Consider the following 15,125-nt stretch of genomic DNA (forward strand, 5'->3'; position numbering starts at 1 on the left):
CGATCCCGGGGAGCGGGGCGTTTCCCTTCGGGGATGGGGGACCATGGATAGTTCAGCCCGGCCCCTTTCCCGGTCCCGGCCCGCCCATTCGCGGAGGTTTGTGTGTCCTGCCTGATCGTCCAGAGCGACAAGACCCTGCTCCTGGAGGTCGACCACGAGCTCGCCGACGAGTGCCGGCGGGCGATCGCCCCCTTCGCGGAACTGGAGCGGGCGCCCGAGCACATCCACACCTACCGGATCACCCCGCTGGGGCTGTGGAACGCCCGCGCCGCCGGGCACGACGCGGAGCAGGTCGTGGACTCGCTCGTGAAGTTCTCCCGTTACCCGGTGCCGCACGCGCTGCTGGTGGACGTCGCCGAGACGATGGCCCGCTACGGCCGGCTGACGCTGAGCAAGCACCCGGCGCACGGCCTGGTGCTGTCCACCACGGACCGTCCGGTGCTGGAGGAGATCCTCCGCTCGAAGAAGGTCGCGCCGCTGGTGGGGGCCCGGCTCGACCCCGACACGGTGGTCGTCCACCCCTCCGAGCGCGGCCAGATCAAGCAGGTGCTGCTGAAGCTGGGCTGGCCGGCGGAGGACCTGGCCGGTTACGTGGACGGCGAGGCGCACCCGATCGAGCTGGCCCAGAACGGCTGGAAGCTCCGCCCCTACCAGGAGCAGGCGGTGGAGGGCTTCTGGCACGGCGGCTCGGGCGTGGTCGTGCTGCCCTGCGGCGCCGGCAAGACGCTGGTGGGCGCGGGCGCGATGGCGCAGGCGAAGGCGACGACGCTGATCCTGGTGACGAACACGGTCTCCGCCCGGCAGTGGAAGCACGAGCTGGTCAAGCGGACCTCGCTGACCGAGGACGAGATCGGCGAGTACAGCGGCACCCGCAAGGAGATCCGCCCGGTCACCATCGCCACGTACCAGGTGCTGACGACCAAGCGGAAGGGCGTCTACTCGCACCTGGAGCTCTTCGACTCCCGCGACTGGGGCCTGATCGTCTACGACGAGGTCCACCTGCTGCCGGCGCCGGTCTTCAAGTTCACCGCGGACCTGCAGGCCCGCCGCCGGCTCGGGCTGACGGCGACGCTGGTGCGCGAGGACGGCCGCGAGTCGGACGTCTTCTCGCTGATCGGGCCCAAGCGCTTCGACGCGCCGTGGAAGGAGATCGAGGCGCAGGGATACATCGCGCCCGCCGACTGCGTGGAGGTGCGGGTCAACCTGACCGACTCCGAGCGGCTGGCGTACGCGACCGCCGAACCGGAGGAGAAGTACCGGTACTGCGCCACGACCGCGACCAAGCGCAAGGTCACCGAGGCGCTGGTGGCCAAGCACAAGGGGCAGCAGACCCTGGTGATCGGCCAGTACATCGACCAGCTCGACGAGCTGGGCGAGCACCTCGGGGCGCCGGTGATCAAGGGCGAGACGACGAACGCGCAGCGCGAGAAGCTCTTCGACGCCTTCCGGCAGGGCGAGATCTCGGTGCTCGTGGTCTCCAAGGTGGCCAACTTCTCCATCGACCTGCCGGAGGCGACGGTGGCCATCCAGGTCTCGGGCACCTTCGGTTCCCGTCAGGAGGAGGCGCAGCGCCTCGGCCGGGTGCTGCGGCCGAAGGCGGACGGCCACGAGGCCCGTTTCTACTCCGTGGTCGCCCGCGACACCATCGACCAGGACTTCGCCGCGCACCGGCAGCGCTTCCTGGCCGAGCAGGGCTACGCGTACCGCATCGTCGACGCGGACGAGTTCCTGTAACGGCCGCATCCGGGGGCCCGCCGCGTCAGTCGCGCGCGGCGGCGCCGTCCTGGCCCAGCACCACGACGCGGAAGGTCGTGGCGACGAAGACCCGGACCGCGCGCAGGGCGTCCCCGACGGGGTGGACCGGATGCCGGTGCCCGGTGTCCTCGGCGATGGCGCTGCTGCCGTGGACGCGGGAGTCCGCTGGTCGTGCCATGACCCCAATGTACGCATGTGTGACGCTTTGGGCAGAGGTCGGGGGCACGGGCGGGTGGACAAGTGGTTAGCGCCCCCCGCCGCCGAGGCGTAGGATCCCTCGTCTTGCCGCCCGCCCCCCGTGGGGGCGGCGCCACCGACCGGACGGAAACCGGTCGGCCCGAGTCGTGATCCGTATCAGGACAGCGCCCCGACCCGCGCCGCCGTGCGCGCCGGTCCGGGGCCGGCTGAGCCATGCCCTACGTGCCGCCGGAGGCAACCCGTGCCAGGGGAACAGTCCCTCACCGCCGACAACCCGCTCGACCGCGAACGCTCCCACCTCGCCGCGTCCCGTTCCGCCCTGCGCGCGATGCGCGCCGACGTCGAGGCCCTCGACATCCGGGACGTGACCGCCAACTGGGTGAACGCCGAAGTGCTGCAGTCCGAGATCGACGCCCGCATCAAGGCGCTCGCCGACCTGGTGCACACCCCGCTCTTCTTCGGCCGCCTCGACTACGAGAAGGGGGAGGCCTTCGGCGGCGAGGACGTGGGCCACCGCTTCTACATCGGCCGCCGCCACGTCCACGACGCGGACGGCGACCCCATGGTCATCGACTGGCGCGCGCCGGTCTCCCAGCCTTTCTACCGGGCCTCCCGCACCGACCCGCAGGACGTCGCGCTGCGCCGCCGCTTCGGCTACACGGGCGGTGAGCTGACCGCGTACGAGGACGAGCACCTCACCGACCCGGCCGAGGCGCAGACCTCCAGCAAGCTGCTGCAGCAGGAGATCGAGCGCCCGCGCGTCGGCCCGATGCGGGACATCGTCGCCACCATCCAGCCCGAGCAGGACGAGATCGTCCGCGCGGGGGTCGGCGGCACCGTGTGCGTGCAGGGGGCGCCCGGCACCGGGAAGACCGCCGTCGGGCTGCACCGGGTGGCGTACCTGCTCTACGCGCACCGCGAGCGGCTGGCCCGCGCGGGCACCCTCGTCATCGGCCCCAACGCGTCCTTCCTGCACTACATCGAGCAGGTGCTGCCCGCCCTGGGCGAGCTGAGCGTCAAGCAGGCCACCGTCGACGACCTGGTCGCCCACGTCCCGGTCAAGGGCACCGACCCGGCGGCCGCCGCCGGCGTCAAGGGCGACGCGCGCATGGCGGAGGTGCTGCGGCGCGCGGTCCGCTCCGGCATCCGGATGCCCACCGAACCCGTGGTCATGGTGCGCGGCTCGCGCCGCTGGCGCATCCCGGCGTACGAACTGGAGGAGCTCGTCCGTGAGCTGATGGAGCGTGACATCCGCTACGGCGCAGCCCGCGAGGCGCTGCCGCAGCGGATCGCGCACGCCGTGCTGGTCCGGATGGAGGCGGCCGGGGAGGCCCCCGACGACCGGGTGCAGGACGCGGTCGCGCGCAACGCGGCGGTCAAGGCGGCCGTGAAGGAGCTGTGGCCGCCGGTGGACCCGGCGAAGACGGTGCTGCGGCTGCTGTCCGACCCGGAGTTCCTGGCCGCGTGCGCGGAGGGCGTGCTCACCGAGGAGGAGCAGAAGGAGATCCTCTGGCAGAAGCCGGCCCGCTCGGTCGCCTCCGCGAAGTGGTCGGCCGCCGACGCCGTGCTGGTCGACGAGGCCAACGACCTGGTGCACCGCACGGCCTCGCTCGGCCATGTCGTGGTGGACGAGGCCCAGGACCTCTCCCCGATGCAGTACCGGGCGGTGGGCCGGCGCTGCTCCACCGGCTCCGCGACCGTGCTGGGCGACCTCGCCCAGGGCACCACCCCGTGGTCGACCGGGACCTGGGAGGAGGCGCTCACGCACCTCGGCAAGCCGGGTTCGCGGATCGAGGAGCTGACCCAGGGCTTCCGCGTCCCGCTGGAGGTCATCGCCTACGCGTCCCGGCTGCTGCCGGAGATCGCACCCGGGCTGAAGGAGGCGACCTCCGTCCGGGAGAACCCGGGGGCCTTCTCGGTGACCGAGGTCCCGGTGGACGGGCTGACCGCGGCCGTGCTCGCCGCCTGCCGGCAGGCACTGGAGCGCGAGGGGTCGATCGGCCTGATCGCGGCCGACGCGCGCCTGCCCGCGCTGGCCGAGGCTCTGGCGGGGGCCGGGCTGCCGTACCTGTCCCCCGGCGGAGAGACCACCGCCGAGGTCCGCCTCACGCTGGTCCCGGCCACCCTGGCCAAGGGCCTGGAGTACGACTACGTGGTCCTGGACGAGCCCGCCGCGGTCGTCGACGGCGAGCCCGACGAGCGCACCGGCCTGCGCCGCCTGTACGTCGCCCTGACCCGCGCGGTCTCGGGCCTGGCCGTCCTCCACTCGGCGCCTCTGCCGGAGGCGCTCCGCACGGCCTGACCCCCGCCCCGCCGGGGCGCCCCCGGGCGCGGCCGTCCCCCTCCGCCGGGAGCCGGACGGCCCCGGGGCGGCCACCCCGCCGAAGGCGACCCGGACAGCGGGCGCGGCAATCCCGCACCCGACGGTCCCGCACCCGGCACCCGACGGGCGCATCGTACGGAGGGACACAGCCCCCGTTCACGCCGCCGGCGGGCCGCCCGGTACGGTCCGCGCCCTCAGGCGCCGTCGCCGGAGACGGCCGCCAGCAGTGCCGCGCGCAGATGGCCGTCCGCCTCCGCCAGGAGCCGGGCGGCCGCCGGGGCGTCCACGCCGCCCAGGATGACGAGGACGGCGTTCTTGACCTCCCCGCCGGCGGCGGTGAGCGCGGCCTCGATCTCGTCCTCGGGCGCGCCGGTGGCCAGCGCCACGATCCGCCGGGACCGGGCGCGCAGCTTGTCGTTGGAGGCGCGGACGTCGACCATCAGGTTCCCGTAGGTCTTGCCCAGCCTGATCATCGTGATCGTCGACAGCATGTTGAGGACGAGTTTCTGGGCCGTGCCCGCCTTCAGCCGGGTGGAGCCGGTCAGGAACTCCGGGCCGGTGACGACCTCGATGCCGTGGTCGGCCGCCGCGGCCAGCGCGGAGCCCGGGTTGCAGGACAGCCCGACCGTCAGCGCGCCCAGGGCGCGCGCGTGCTCCACGGCGCCGACGGCGTACGGGGTGCGGCCGGAGGCCGAGACGCCGACCACGGTGTCGTCCGGGCCGATCCCGAGGGCGTCGAGGTCGGCGGCGGCCAGTTCCCCGCTGTCCTCGGCGCCCTCGACGGCGTCCACGATCGCGGTGGGGCCGCCCGCGATGAGCCCGCTGACCTGCCCCGGCGCGGTGTTGAAGGTCGGCGGGCACTCGCTGGCGTCGAGCACACCGAGCCGACCGGCGGTGCCCGCGCCCGCGTAGACCAGGCGGCCGCCGCGGGCCATGCGCGCGGCGATGCCGTCGACGGCGGCGGCGATGGCGGGCAGTTGCTCCGCGACGGCGGCCGGGACGGTGGTGTCCTCCGCGTTCATCAGCCGGGCGATGTCGAGCGTCGGGAGCCGGTCGACCTCGGCGAGCTCGGCACGGAAGGCCTCGGTGGCGAGGTGGTCCAGCTCGCGGCGGAGCTCGGTGTGCGTCATTGCGGGTGGTTCCTTCGCGGGCTGTGGCGGTGGGCGAGGGCTTCGTACGAGGCGGACAGGGCCGGTGCGGCGGTGTCGTAGGTGCGCTGGGCGACCCCGACGAACAGGCAGTCCACCACCAGCAGCTGGCTGGTGCGGCTGGCCATGGCGGCCGGGCGCAGTTCGCTCTCCCGGCCGCTGGAGGTGAGCAGCACGTGGTCGGCGTAGTGGGTGACGGTGCCGTCCGCCCGGCCGGTCACGGCGATCGTCGTGGCGCCCCGGTCGAAGGCGGCGCGCAGCGGTTCGACCACGTCGTGGGTGTGGCCGGAGTGCGTGATCGCCACGGCGACGTCGCCCTGCCGCAGCTGGACCGCGTTGGTGAGGGTGAGGTGCGGGTCGCCCAGGGCGTGCGCGACCAGGCCGATCCGCAGCAACTTCTGCACCAGGTCCTGGGCGACCAGGCTGGACGCCCCTATCCCGTAGACGTCGATGCGGCGGGCGGCGGCCAGCGCGCCCACGGCGGCCTCCAGCTGGGCCACGTCCAGCTGGGCGGCGGTGTCGGCCAGGCACCGCTGCTCGTCCAGAGCGAGCTTGGTGACCACGTCGGCCAGCGGGTCGTCCACCGCGATGTCCGGGGTGACGGCGGGCGGGGCCCCCGCCTCCTCGCGGGCGGCCAGCGCGGCCAGCGCGAGCCGCAGGTCCCGGTAGCCGGAGTAGCCGAGCAGCCGCGCGGTGCGCACCACGGTGGCCTCGCTGGTCCCCGTACGGGCCGCGAGCGCCGTCACGGTCAGCCGGGAGCACCCCGCCGGGTCCGCGGCGACGGCCTCCGCGACGCGCTGCATCGACCGGGTCATGGACGGGGCCATGGTCCTGACCTTGGCGGCCAGGCCCCCGGCGTTGAAGGTTTCCTTCATCTTCTCGGCCACGGACGAAAGCTATTTTCAGCTCCGGACGGCGTCAAGAACGCCTGCGCAGCGGTTGGTCCACAATGGGGGCCATGGATCCTGACGCACCCGGCTCCTCCGCCGGCCTGGAGGCGGCCCTGCACGGTGCCCGCGCGCTCGTCCTCGCCGACCTGACCGCGACCGGCGTCGCCGACGCGGAGGTCGTCTCGCTCGTCGAGGAGGCCGTCTCCCAGCGCCGCTGGTGGGTGGAGCAGTGGCCCGACGGCGCCGCGTTCGTCTCGGGGCTGGTCGCCCAGGACGTCAAGGACGCCCTGCTGGAACGGATGGGCCGCTGGCCGCTCTGCCCGCGCTGCGCGGACCCCCACGCCCTCGACGTGGAACCCGAACTCGGCCCGGACCCGCACTGGGTGTGCGAGTCGCTCGGCGAGGCCGTCGCCCCCGTCGGCGGCCTGTCCACCGCACTCGGCGGGCCGCGCTGAGGTGACCGTCTACATCGACCCGCCGACCTGGCCGGGCCACGGCCGCATGTGGTCGCACATGGTGAGCGACATCTCGTACGAGGAGCTCCACGCCTTCGCCGACGCCATCGGCGCACCCCGCCGCGCCTTCGACGGCGACCACTACGACGTCCCCAGCGAGCGCTACGCCTCCGCCGTCGCCGCGGGGGCCGTCGAGGTCGGCAGCAAGGAGCTGCTCCACCACCTCACCGAGGCGGGCCTGCGCCGCCCCAAGGGCAGGCCCCCCGGGGCATAGCCAGGCCGCGTCGCCGAACGGGCTTCCCCAGCTGCCGCCGGAAGGTGCCCCCAGGCGGTGCATCGCTAGGCCGAGAGTCGTCCTCGTAGTGGGCTACCGAACGATTCGACAACTCCCCCGGGCCGAACGCTGACGGAGTGCCGTGCCGGGCGCCGCCAAGTGGGGCACCCCCGGCCGAAGGTTGGGGGAGGGCATGTGGCGACACGGCCTGGCGGCCTCCGGCGGCCGCCCTCAGAGCGGCTCGCCCTCCAGCCGCCCGGCGGGGAGCCGGCGACCGCACATCGCCAGGGCCAGGTCCTCGCCGGTGCCCCGCAGTTCCGGGCCCGAGCCGTACGACCAGTCCAGGTCGGTGGCCCGCAGCAGCCGGCCCTCGACGGCGACGCCGAAGTGCGCGTGCCCGCCGCCCATGGTGAGGTCGTCGAGGAGGATGCCGAGGGTCTCCCCCGGGACGCGGCGCTCGGTGCCGAGCGGCACGGTGACGTCCAGCCCGTGGATCACCACGTGGTTGAGCGCGCCGTGGGCGCCGCCGCCCGGGGGCTGCCACCGCCCCATCACCTCGGAGCGCAGACAGCCGAGCAGTTCCCCGGTGGGCAGTGCGCCGTCCCGCTCGGCGACCGCGTCGGACAGGCGGGTGAAGTCGAAGCCGTGCTCGGCCAGGAGCGCCATGAAGGCCTCCTGCGAGTAGCGCGCCGCCATCGTCATGTGCGCCACGACCTCGCGCACCCGCCAGCCCTCGCAGAGCGAGGTGGTGTCCCACCACGCGGCGGGGGCCCCGTCCAGCAGGTCGGCCAGGGCCCGGAACTCGGCCGCGACGGCGGCCTGCACCTGCGTGTCGTCGGTCATCGCTGTCGTACCCCTTCGTCCGGTGGCGCGGGCGGCCGCCCGCACGGACAAGGACCGCCCGCGCGCGCCGGAATCATCGGTGGCGCCGCAGTCATCGACGGGCGTCGTCCACGTCGCCCGGGGCGAGCAGTTCCAGCTCGGTGGTGAGGTTGCGGCGGGCCGTGGCCTCCCAGCGCTCGTACCCCTGCGGGGTGCGGAACAGCCGGGGCAGCCGCAGGAGCTGGCGCAGGACGTCGGCGCGGCCGGCGCGGAAGGCGTCGTCGGGGACGAAGCCGTACTCCTCGCGGACGGCGGCCGCGTACTCGGCGTAGCCGGTGGGGTCGCCGGCGAGGACGGCCAGGTCGGCGTCGCAGAGGACCTCGCCGTCGCGGTCGCCGTCGGCGGGGTGGTGGGTGACGGTCAGCCGGACCAGGCGGGCGACCTCGGAGGTGATCGTGTCGGGAACCCCGGCCTCGGGCAGCGCGCGTTCGGCGAGCCGGGCGCTGCGCTCCTCGTTCTCCGAGCGGTCGGGCCGGTAGACGGCGTCGTGGAACCAGGCGGCGAGCAGCACGGCGCCCGGGTCCTCGGCGTGCCCGGCGAGGACCTCGACGTGGTCGAGGACCGCGGTCAGGTGGGTGGTGGTGTGGTAGCGGCGGTGCGGCTCGGCCCAGCGGGCGATCAGGTCCTTGCCGTACGGCACCGGGTCGACGGGCTCCGTCTGGCAGCGGCGCAGCAGGTCGCACCAGCGGGCGAGGAGGGCGGAGCCGGTTTCGAGTGCGGTGTCAGCCATGAAGGTCATTGTGGGGTACGGGGGGTCGCGGGTACGCGTGCGCATGTGACACCCTGGAGATATGTCTAGACCAATTTTCGAAGTGATCGCGCTCGACGCCCACGACGCCCTCGCGGCCCGCACGGGCGGCGCGGACCGCCTCGAACTGGTCACCGACATGGCGGCGGACGGCCTGACGCCGTCCCGGGAGACCTTCGCCGCCGTCCGGGCCGCGGTGGACATCCCGGTCCGGGTGATGCTGCGGGCCCGCGCCGACTTCTCCGTGGGCGGCGCCCGTGAGGCGGACGCGCTCTGCGCGGCCGCGGCGGCACTGCGCGGCGAGGGCGCCGACGAGTTCGTGCTGGGCTTCCTCGACGGCTCGGGCGCGCCGGACCTGGCGGCCGTGCGCCGGCTCGTCGACGCGATCGGCTCCGGTGCCCGCTGGACCTTCCACCGCGCGATCGACCACTGCGCCGACCGGGAGGCCGTGCGCTCGGCCGTGCGCGGACTGCCCGGCCTGGACACCTTCCTCACCGCGGGCTCCGCACGCGGTGTGGACGACGGCCTCGGCCGGCTGCTGGCGGAGGCGGGACGTCCCGGCGAGCCGCAGCTCATGGTCGGCGGCGGGCTCCGCGCGGAGCACCTGCCGCGGCTCCTCGCCGCCGGCATCGACGCCTTCCACGTCGGGGGCGCGGTCCGCCCCGGCGGCTGGGCCGGGGCGGTCGACGCGCAGGCGGTGCGCACCTGGCGCGAACTGCTGGACGCGCCGGTCGCCGTCCCCTGACCGGGCGGCACCCGGAAACGCCCGAGGGCGGTACCCCCTGCGGGGTACCGCCCTCGGTCTTCTGCCGTGGTGCGGAGTCCTGGTCCCGGAGGATCAGAAGTCCATGTCACCGCCGGGCATGCCGCCGCCGGCCGGGGCAGCGGCCTTCTCCGGCTTGTCGGCGATGACGGCCTCGGTGGTGAGGAAGAGCGCGGCGATGGAGGCCGCGTTCTGCAGCGCGGAGCGCGTGACCTTGGCCGGGTCGATGATGCCCTCACCGATCAGGTCGACGTACTCGCCCGTGGCGGCGTTGAGGCCGTGGCCCGGGGTCAGGTTGCGCACCTTCTCCACCACGACACCGCCCTCGAGGCCGGCGTTGACGGCGATCTGCTTCAGCGGGGCCTCGAGGGCCAGCTTCACGATCGACGCACCGGTGGCCTCGTCGCCGTCGAGCTCGAGCTTCTCGAAGACGTTGGACGCCTGGAGCAGGGCCACGCCACCACCGGCGACGATGCCCTCCTCGACGGCGGCCTTGGCGTTGCGCACCGCGTCCTCGATGCGGTGCTTGCGCTCCTTGAGCTCGACCTCGGTGGCGGCACCGGCCTTGATGACGGCCACGCCGCCGGCCAGCTTCGCCAGACGCTCCTGGAGCTTCTCGCGGTCGTAGTCCGAGTCGCTGTTCTCGATCTCGGCACGGATCTGGTTGACGCGGCCCTGGATCTGGTCCTGGTCGCCGGCGCCGTCCACGATCGTGGTCTCGTCCTTGGTGACGACGACCTTGCGGGCGTGACCGAGCAGGTCGACGCCGGCGTTCTCCAGCTTGAGGCCGACCTCCTCGGAGATGACGGTGCCACCGGTGAGGATGGCGATGTCACCGAGCATGGCCTTGCGGCGGTCGCCGAAGCCCGGGGCCTTGACCGCGACGGACTTGAAGGTGCCGCGGATCTTGTTGACGACCAGGGTCGACAGGGCCTCGCCGTCGACGTCCTCGGCGATGATCAGCAGCGGCTTGCCGGACTGCATGACCTTCTCCAGCAGCGGGAGCAGGTCCTTGACCGCGGAGATCTTGGAGTTGACGATCAGGATGTACGGGTCGTCGAACGACGTCTCCATACGCTCCAGGTCGGTGGCGAAGTACGCCGAGATGTAGCCCTTGTCGAAGCGCATACCCTCGGTGAGCTCCAGCTCCAGACCGAAGGTCTGGGACTCCTCGACGGTGATGACGCCTTCCTTGCCGACCTTGTCCATCGCCTCGGCGATGAGCTCGCCGATCTGCGGGTCGGCGGCGGAGATGGAGGCGGTGGAGGCGATCTGCTCCTTGGTCTCCACGTCCTTCGCCTGCTCGAGCAGGGCGGCGGAGACGGCCTCGACGGCCTTCTCGATGCCACGCTTCAGCGCCATCGGGTTGGCACCGGCGGCGACGTTGCGCAGGCCCTCGCGGACCAGCGCCTGGGCGAGGACGGTCGCGGTCGTCGTGCCGTCACCGGCGACGTCGTCCGTCTTCTTCGCGACCTCCTTGACCAGCTCAGCGCCGATCTTCTCGTACGGGTCCTCGAGCTCGATCTCCTTGGCGATGGACACACCATCGTTGGTGATCGTGGGGGCGCCCCACTTCTTCTCGAGGACGACGTTGCGGCCCTTGGGGCCGAGGGTGACCTTGACGGCGTCGGCGAGCTGGTTCATCCCGCGCTCGAGACCGCGCCGTGCCTCCTCGTCGAACGCGATGATCTTGGCCATGTGAAGTGGTCCTCCCGGACTTGGGGTCCCCCCGCGGCGCACGGCTGCGGGGAAGGATTACTCCAGGACCGTGCCGGCGCCCGCGACGGACGGCCTGCCCTTCCGCCGGTTCCTTTCCGGCGGTCGAGCGGGCCTCACCCACTCGGTCCTTTGTCACTCTCAACGTCAGAGTGCTAACGCCAATGATTAGCACTCGCCCTAGGAGAGTGCAAGCCGCTTGGCCGGTGCCGTGGACAACCCGCAGGTCCCGGTCCGCGGGCCCCCGGACAGCACGAAGGCCCGCCCCTGTGCGGGGCGGGCCTCGACGCGTACGTTTGAGCGGCCGTACGCGAAAGTGCTCCGTGGCCGATGCGCGGCGCGTCAGCCGGCTGCGAGACGGACCATGTCCGCCTGCGGCCCCTTCTGGCCCTGCGAGATCTCGAACTCGACCCGCTGACCTTCCTCGAGGGTGCGGTAGCCGTCCATCTGGATCGCGCTGTAGTGCACGAAGACGTCCGCACCACCGTCGACCGCGATGAAGCCGTAGCCCTTCTCCGCGTTGAACCACTTGACGGTGCCCTGAGCCATTCCTAACTCCCCTATTGCTGGCCCTTCGCAGACCCGCACCTCGCGGACCCGGGTCAGACCTCACCCCCTACAGCCAAGGGGGCGTGCGCCGGAACGCGTCGACCGCGGCTGAATGTATCTGCCCGGACGCTGTCTGCAACAGGTCAATCGGACGAGAATTCCGGGCACGGAGAATCGGAAGAAGAGCCTGATCGGCGAATAATCCGGGGCAACTCGGACCGGACATAAGGGGCCAACACGACAAACGCTGCGTGAATTTGGCGATAAATCGCCGACAAGGCCGCCCCGGGGAAGGGGGTTGCGCAGAGCGTTGCAGGGAGTTGCGAGCCGTTCAGGGCAACTGTACAGGCCTTCAACTACCCCTCGAACACACAGGGGTGCCGGGAAGTCCCCGGCACCCCTGTCGCCTCCGCGGGCCGCGCGGCTCAGCAGCCGCCGGCCACCGCCGGGATGATCGAGACGGACGCGCCCTCGCCCACCGTGGTCTGCAGGCCCTCGGAGAAGCGGACGTCGTCGTCGTTCACGTAGACGTTCACGAAACGGCGCAGCTTGCCCGTGTCGTCCAGGACCCGCGCGGAGATGCCCGGGTGGTTCTGCTCCAGCGAGTCGATGACGTCGGCCAGGGTGCCGCCCTCGGCCGGGACCTCGGCCCGGCCGCCGGTGTAGGTGCGGAGGATGGTCGGGATGCGGACGGTAGCGCTCATGATGCGGGGTTCACCTTCAGTCTGGGTCAGCCGGTGCGATGGGGTCAGCCGGCCAGGCCGGCGGCGCGGAACGCGTCGAGGCTCGGGCGGATGGTGGCCGTGGGGCGGGAGGTCGGGGCGACGGCGTCCAGCGTCTTGAGCCCGTCGCCGGTGTTGAGGACGACGGTCTCGCCGGCCGGGTCGAGCTGCCCGGTCTCGATGAGCTTGCGCAGCACACCGACGGTCACACCGCCGGCCGTCTCGGCGAAGATGCCCTCGGTCCGGGCGAGCAGCTTGATCGCGTCCACCACCTGCTCGTCGTTGACGTCCTCGACGGCGCCGCCCGTGCGCCGGGCGATGTCCAGCACGTACGGGCCGTCGGCCGGGTTGCCGATGGCGAGCGACTTGGCGATCGTGTTCGGCTTCTGCGGGCGCACCACGTCGTGGCCGGCCTTGAAGGCGGTGGAGACCGGGGAGCAGCCCTCGGCCTGGGCGCCGTAGATGCGGTAGGGCTTCTCCTCCACCAGACCGAGCGCGATCAGCTCCCGCAGACCCTTGTCGATCTTCGTCAGCTGCGAGCCCGAGGCGATCGGGATGACGATGTTGTCCGGCAGGCGCCAGCCCAGCTGCTCGCAGATCTCGTACGCGAGCGTCTTGGAGCCCTCGCCGTAGTAGGGGCGCAGGTTGACGTTGACGAAGCCCCAGCCCTCGCCGATCGGGTCGCCGATCAGCTCGCTGCAGAAGCGGTTGACGTCGTCGTAGGTGCCCTCGATGCCGACCAGCTCGCCGCCGTACACCGCGGCCATGACGACCTTGCCCTCCTCCAGGTCGTGCGGGATGAACACGCAGGAGCGGAAGCCGGCCCGGGCGGCCGCGGCGCCCACGGCGCCGGCCAGGTTGCCGGTGGAGGAGCAGGACAGCGTGGTGAGGCCGAAGGTGCGGGCGGCCTCCAGGGCGATGGCGACGACCCGGTCCTTGAAGGAGTGGGTCGGGTTGCCTGAGTCGTCCTTGATGTGCAGGCCGCCGGTGACGCCCAGTTCGCGGGCGAGGTTGTCGGCCTTGACCAGCTTGGTGAAGCCCGGGTTGAGGTTGGGCTTGGAGGCCACGTCCGCGGGGACGGGCAGCAGCGGCGCGTAGCGCCAGATGTTGTTCGGCCCGGACTCGATCCGCTTGCGGAGGGTCTCGGGGTCGCCGCTCGGGAGGTCGTACGCCACTTCGAGCGGCCCGAAACAGGCCTCGCAGGCGAACAGGGGCTCCAGCGGGAAGCGCTCTCCGCATTCGCGGCAGGAGAGCGCGGACGCGGGGCCGAAGGCGGAATCGGTGGACGCGGATGCAACGGTCTGCGCAGCCATGTCAGGCGAGGCCCTTTCTCCTCATCTTCCTCACGACGCATCTCGCCGTGAGACGGAATTGGCACCTTCCCCACCTGGACCTCGCGGTCGGCGGGAGGGTTGCCGGGGCTTCAACGGGCCGTTCCCTCTGCCCCTCTGGATGAGCGGTATGGCACCGGGCGTACTGCCCGGGCATTTGTCGGACGGGGCGCGATCACCGTGGACATACGATGGTCATGCCTCGTGTTCAAGACTGTAACCGACGACCTCGAACCTGGTCATGGGCCGTCCGTCCAGCGAGACGGGCAGAAACGGAGCAACCCGGTGCTCGACGAGGTGGCCGGCTGGCTGCAACGGCGGTCCTGGACCGCCGACCACAGGCCGCTGCCGCAACTGCTCGCCGCCAAGCGCGCCGCGGGCGCGCGCGGCACGGTCAGCGTCGTGCTGCCCGCCCTCGACGAGGAGGCCACGGTCGGGGAGATCGTCGGGACGATCCGCCGCGAGCTGATGAGCGAGGCGGTGCCGCTGGTCGACGAACTCGTCGTGCTGGACTCCGGGTCGACCGACCGCACGGCGGAGGTCGCGGCGGCCGCGGGCGCGGTCGTCGTCCACCGGGACGAGGTGCTGCCGCGACTGCCCGCGCTGCCCGGCAAGGGCGAGGTGCTGTGGCGCTCGCTGCTCGTGACCCGCGGGGAGATCGTCTGCTTCGTCGACTCCGACCTTCGGGAGTTCGACGCGCGGTTCGTGTCGGGGATCGTCGGGCCGCTGCTCACCGACCCGGACCTGCGGCTGGTCAAGGCGATGTACGACCGGCCCCTGGAGACCGGCGGCACGGTCGTCCCGGCCGGCGGCGGCCGGGTGACGGAGCTGGTCGCGCGACCGCTGCTCAACCTGCACTGGCCGCAGCTGGCGGGGTTCGTCCAGCCCCTCGGCGGGGAGTACGCGGCGCGGCGCTCGCTGCTGGAGCGGCTGCCGTTCCCCGTGGGGTACGGGGTGGAGCTCGGGCTGCTGGTGGACGCGCTCAACACGGTGGGGCTCGACGCCCTGGCCCAGGTCGACGTCGGCGTCCGTCACCACCGGCACCAGGACGGCCAGGCTCTGGGCCGCATGGCGGCGGCGATCTACCGGACGGCGCAGATCCGCCTGGCGCGGGGCCATCTCGTGCGGCCCTTCCTCACGCAGTTCGACCGGGCTCCGGGCGGCGGTTTCGAGCCGCACGTCCACGAGGTCGCGACGGAGGAGCGCCCCCCGATGCGCACGGTCCCCGAGTACGCCCGCCGCCGCGCGGTGGCGTGACGCTGTAACCCGGTTGCGGGTCGGCCGCTCGCCGGAGGCTGGGGGCACCCCCGGCGGTAGCTGGGGGAGGGCTGGCGCAACCCCCACGACGGCGCCGCACCTGTGCGGTACCGC

The 15,125-nt window shown here is 72.7% G+C and carries 15 protein-coding genes and 1 riboswitch; of the genes, 6 read left to right on the forward strand and 9 right to left on the reverse strand.

Annotated features, from left to right (window positions below; genetic code table 11):
• Positions 1 to 102 precede the first annotated feature (102 nt).
• Entirely contained in the window at positions 103 to 1,734 is a 1,632-nt protein-coding gene (locus tag CHF15_RS05720) for a DNA repair helicase XPB (protein ID WP_089222495.1), read from the forward strand.
• Positions 1,735 to 1,759: 25 nt separating this feature from the next.
• Here CHF15_RS05720 and CHF15_RS44720 read toward each other — a convergent pair whose 3' ends face one another.
• Positions 1,760 to 1,933, reverse strand: coding sequence for a hypothetical protein (locus tag CHF15_RS44720; protein WP_179279668.1), 174 nt, complete (start codon positions 1,931 to 1,933; stop codon positions 1,760 to 1,762).
• Between the two features lie 261 nt (positions 1,934 to 2,194).
• On the opposite strand from CHF15_RS44720, the gene CHF15_RS05725 reads away from it, so the two are divergent.
• Positions 2,195 to 4,255, forward strand: a complete 2,061-nt coding sequence (locus CHF15_RS05725) for a HelD family protein (protein ID WP_089222496.1) — start codon at positions 2,195 to 2,197, stop codon at positions 4,253 to 4,255.
• A 215-nt stretch (positions 4,256 to 4,470) separates the two neighbouring features.
• On the opposite strand, the gene murQ is transcribed toward CHF15_RS05725, so the two are convergent.
• Together murQ and CHF15_RS05735 are read right to left on the reverse strand one after the other, a co-directional pair.
• Positions 4,471 to 5,406, reverse strand: a complete 936-nt coding sequence (gene murQ / locus CHF15_RS05730; RefSeq protein WP_089222497.1) for an N-acetylmuramic acid 6-phosphate etherase — start codon at positions 5,404 to 5,406, stop codon at positions 4,471 to 4,473.
• The gene (locus CHF15_RS05735; protein WP_089222708.1) at positions 5,403 to 6,299 is read right to left on the reverse strand and encodes a MurR/RpiR family transcriptional regulator; all 897 of its coding nucleotides are present in this window, start codon (positions 6,297 to 6,299) and stop codon (positions 5,403 to 5,405) included. The genes murQ and CHF15_RS05735 overlap by 4 nt, the downstream gene beginning before the upstream one ends.
• Positions 6,300 to 6,382: 83 nt before the next feature.
• Here CHF15_RS05735 and CHF15_RS05740 point away from each other — a divergent pair, with 83 nt between their 5' ends.
• Together CHF15_RS05740 and CHF15_RS05745 are read left to right on the forward strand one after the other, a co-directional pair.
• A complete protein-coding gene (locus CHF15_RS05740; protein WP_089222498.1) occupies positions 6,383 to 6,769 on the forward strand; it encodes a hypothetical protein in 387 nt (128 codons plus the stop codon).
• A gap of 1 nt (position 6,770) precedes the next feature.
• Positions 6,771 to 7,043 (forward strand): DUF4031 domain-containing protein, encoded by a 273-nt coding sequence (locus CHF15_RS05745; protein ID WP_089222499.1) that lies wholly within the window; start codon positions 6,771 to 6,773, stop codon positions 7,041 to 7,043.
• Positions 7,044 to 7,274: 231 nt separating this feature from the next.
• On the opposite strand, the gene CHF15_RS05750 is transcribed toward CHF15_RS05745, so the two are convergent.
• Both CHF15_RS05750 and CHF15_RS05755 read right to left on the reverse strand, forming a co-directional pair.
• A complete protein-coding gene (locus CHF15_RS05750) occupies positions 7,275 to 7,886 on the reverse strand; it encodes a maleylpyruvate isomerase family mycothiol-dependent enzyme (RefSeq protein ID WP_089222500.1) in 612 nt (203 codons plus the stop codon).
• Positions 7,887 to 7,977: 91 nt separating this feature from the next.
• The gene (locus CHF15_RS05755) at positions 7,978 to 8,664 is read right to left on the reverse strand and encodes an HD domain-containing protein (protein WP_089222501.1); all 687 of its coding nucleotides are present in this window, start codon (positions 8,662 to 8,664) and stop codon (positions 7,978 to 7,980) included.
• 52 nt (positions 8,665 to 8,716) lie between these two features.
• Here CHF15_RS05755 and CHF15_RS05760 point away from each other — a divergent pair, with 52 nt between their 5' ends.
• Entirely contained in the window at positions 8,717 to 9,418 is a 702-nt protein-coding gene (locus CHF15_RS05760) for a copper homeostasis protein CutC (RefSeq protein ID WP_089222502.1), read from the forward strand.
• Between the two features lie 93 nt (positions 9,419 to 9,511).
• On the opposite strand, the gene groL is transcribed toward CHF15_RS05760, so the two are convergent.
• From groL to thrC, 4 genes are all read right to left on the reverse strand, one after another.
• Positions 9,512 to 11,134, reverse strand: a complete 1,623-nt coding sequence (gene groL, locus CHF15_RS05765) for a chaperonin GroEL (RefSeq protein ID WP_089222503.1) — start codon at positions 11,132 to 11,134, stop codon at positions 9,512 to 9,514.
• Positions 11,135 to 11,494: 360 nt separating this feature from the next.
• The gene (locus CHF15_RS05770; RefSeq protein WP_005486335.1) at positions 11,495 to 11,701 is read right to left on the reverse strand and encodes a cold-shock protein; all 207 of its coding nucleotides are present in this window, start codon (positions 11,699 to 11,701) and stop codon (positions 11,495 to 11,497) included.
• Positions 11,702 to 12,126: 425 nt separating this feature from the next.
• A complete protein-coding gene (locus tag CHF15_RS05775) occupies positions 12,127 to 12,405 on the reverse strand; it encodes a ubiquitin-like small modifier protein 1 (RefSeq protein WP_089222504.1) in 279 nt (92 codons plus the stop codon).
• A 44-nt stretch (positions 12,406 to 12,449) separates the two neighbouring features.
• A complete protein-coding gene (thrC, locus tag CHF15_RS05780; protein WP_089222505.1) occupies positions 12,450 to 13,736 on the reverse strand; it encodes a threonine synthase in 1,287 nt (428 codons plus the stop codon).
• Positions 13,737 to 13,754: 18 nt separating this feature from the next.
• Positions 13,755 to 13,882: riboswitch (SAM riboswitch) on the reverse strand.
• Between the two features lie 157 nt (positions 13,883 to 14,039).
• Here thrC and CHF15_RS05785 point away from each other — a divergent pair.
• Positions 14,040 to 15,011 (forward strand): glucosyl-3-phosphoglycerate synthase, encoded by a 972-nt coding sequence (locus tag CHF15_RS05785; RefSeq protein ID WP_089222506.1) that lies wholly within the window; start codon positions 14,040 to 14,042, stop codon positions 15,009 to 15,011.
• The last annotated feature ends 114 nt before the right edge of the window (positions 15,012 to 15,125 follow it).

It is taken from the genome of Actinacidiphila glaucinigra, from assembly GCF_900188405.1.
GTDB lineage: Bacteria > Actinomycetota > Actinomycetes > Streptomycetales > Streptomycetaceae > Actinacidiphila > Actinacidiphila glaucinigra.

Bases quoted from the DNA above. Each gene is read 5' to 3' on its own strand.
- CHF15_RS44720 (WP_179279668.1), bottom strand. From the start codon at position 1,933: ATGGCACGACCAGCGGACTCCCGCGTCCACGGCAGCAGCGCCATCGCC.
- murQ (WP_089222497.1), bottom strand. From the start codon at position 5,406: ATGACGCACACCGAGCTCCGCCGCGAGCTGGACCACCTCGCCACCGAG.
- CHF15_RS05735 (WP_089222708.1), bottom strand. From the start codon at position 6,299: ATGAAGGAAACCTTCAACGCCGGGGGCCTGGCCGCCAAGGTCAGGACC.
- CHF15_RS05740 (WP_089222498.1), top strand. From the start codon at position 6,383: ATGGATCCTGACGCACCCGGCTCCTCCGCCGGCCTGGAGGCGGCCCTG.
- CHF15_RS05750 (WP_089222500.1), bottom strand. From the start codon at position 7,886: ATGACCGACGACACGCAGGTGCAGGCCGCCGTCGCGGCCGAGTTCCGG.
- CHF15_RS05755 (WP_089222501.1), bottom strand. From the start codon at position 8,664: ATGACCTTCATGGCTGACACCGCACTCGAAACCGGCTCCGCCCTCCTC.
- CHF15_RS05760 (WP_089222502.1), top strand. From the start codon at position 8,717: ATGTCTAGACCAATTTTCGAAGTGATCGCGCTCGACGCCCACGACGCC.
- groL (WP_089222503.1), bottom strand. From the start codon at position 11,134: ATGGCCAAGATCATCGCGTTCGACGAGGAGGCACGGCGCGGTCTCGAG.
- CHF15_RS05770 (WP_005486335.1), bottom strand. From the start codon at position 11,701: ATGGCTCAGGGCACCGTCAAGTGGTTCAACGCGGAGAAGGGCTACGGC.
- CHF15_RS05775 (WP_089222504.1), bottom strand. From the start codon at position 12,405: ATGAGCGCTACCGTCCGCATCCCGACCATCCTCCGCACCTACACCGGC.
- thrC (WP_089222505.1), bottom strand. From the start codon at position 13,736: ATGGCTGCGCAGACCGTTGCATCCGCGTCCACCGATTCCGCCTTCGGC.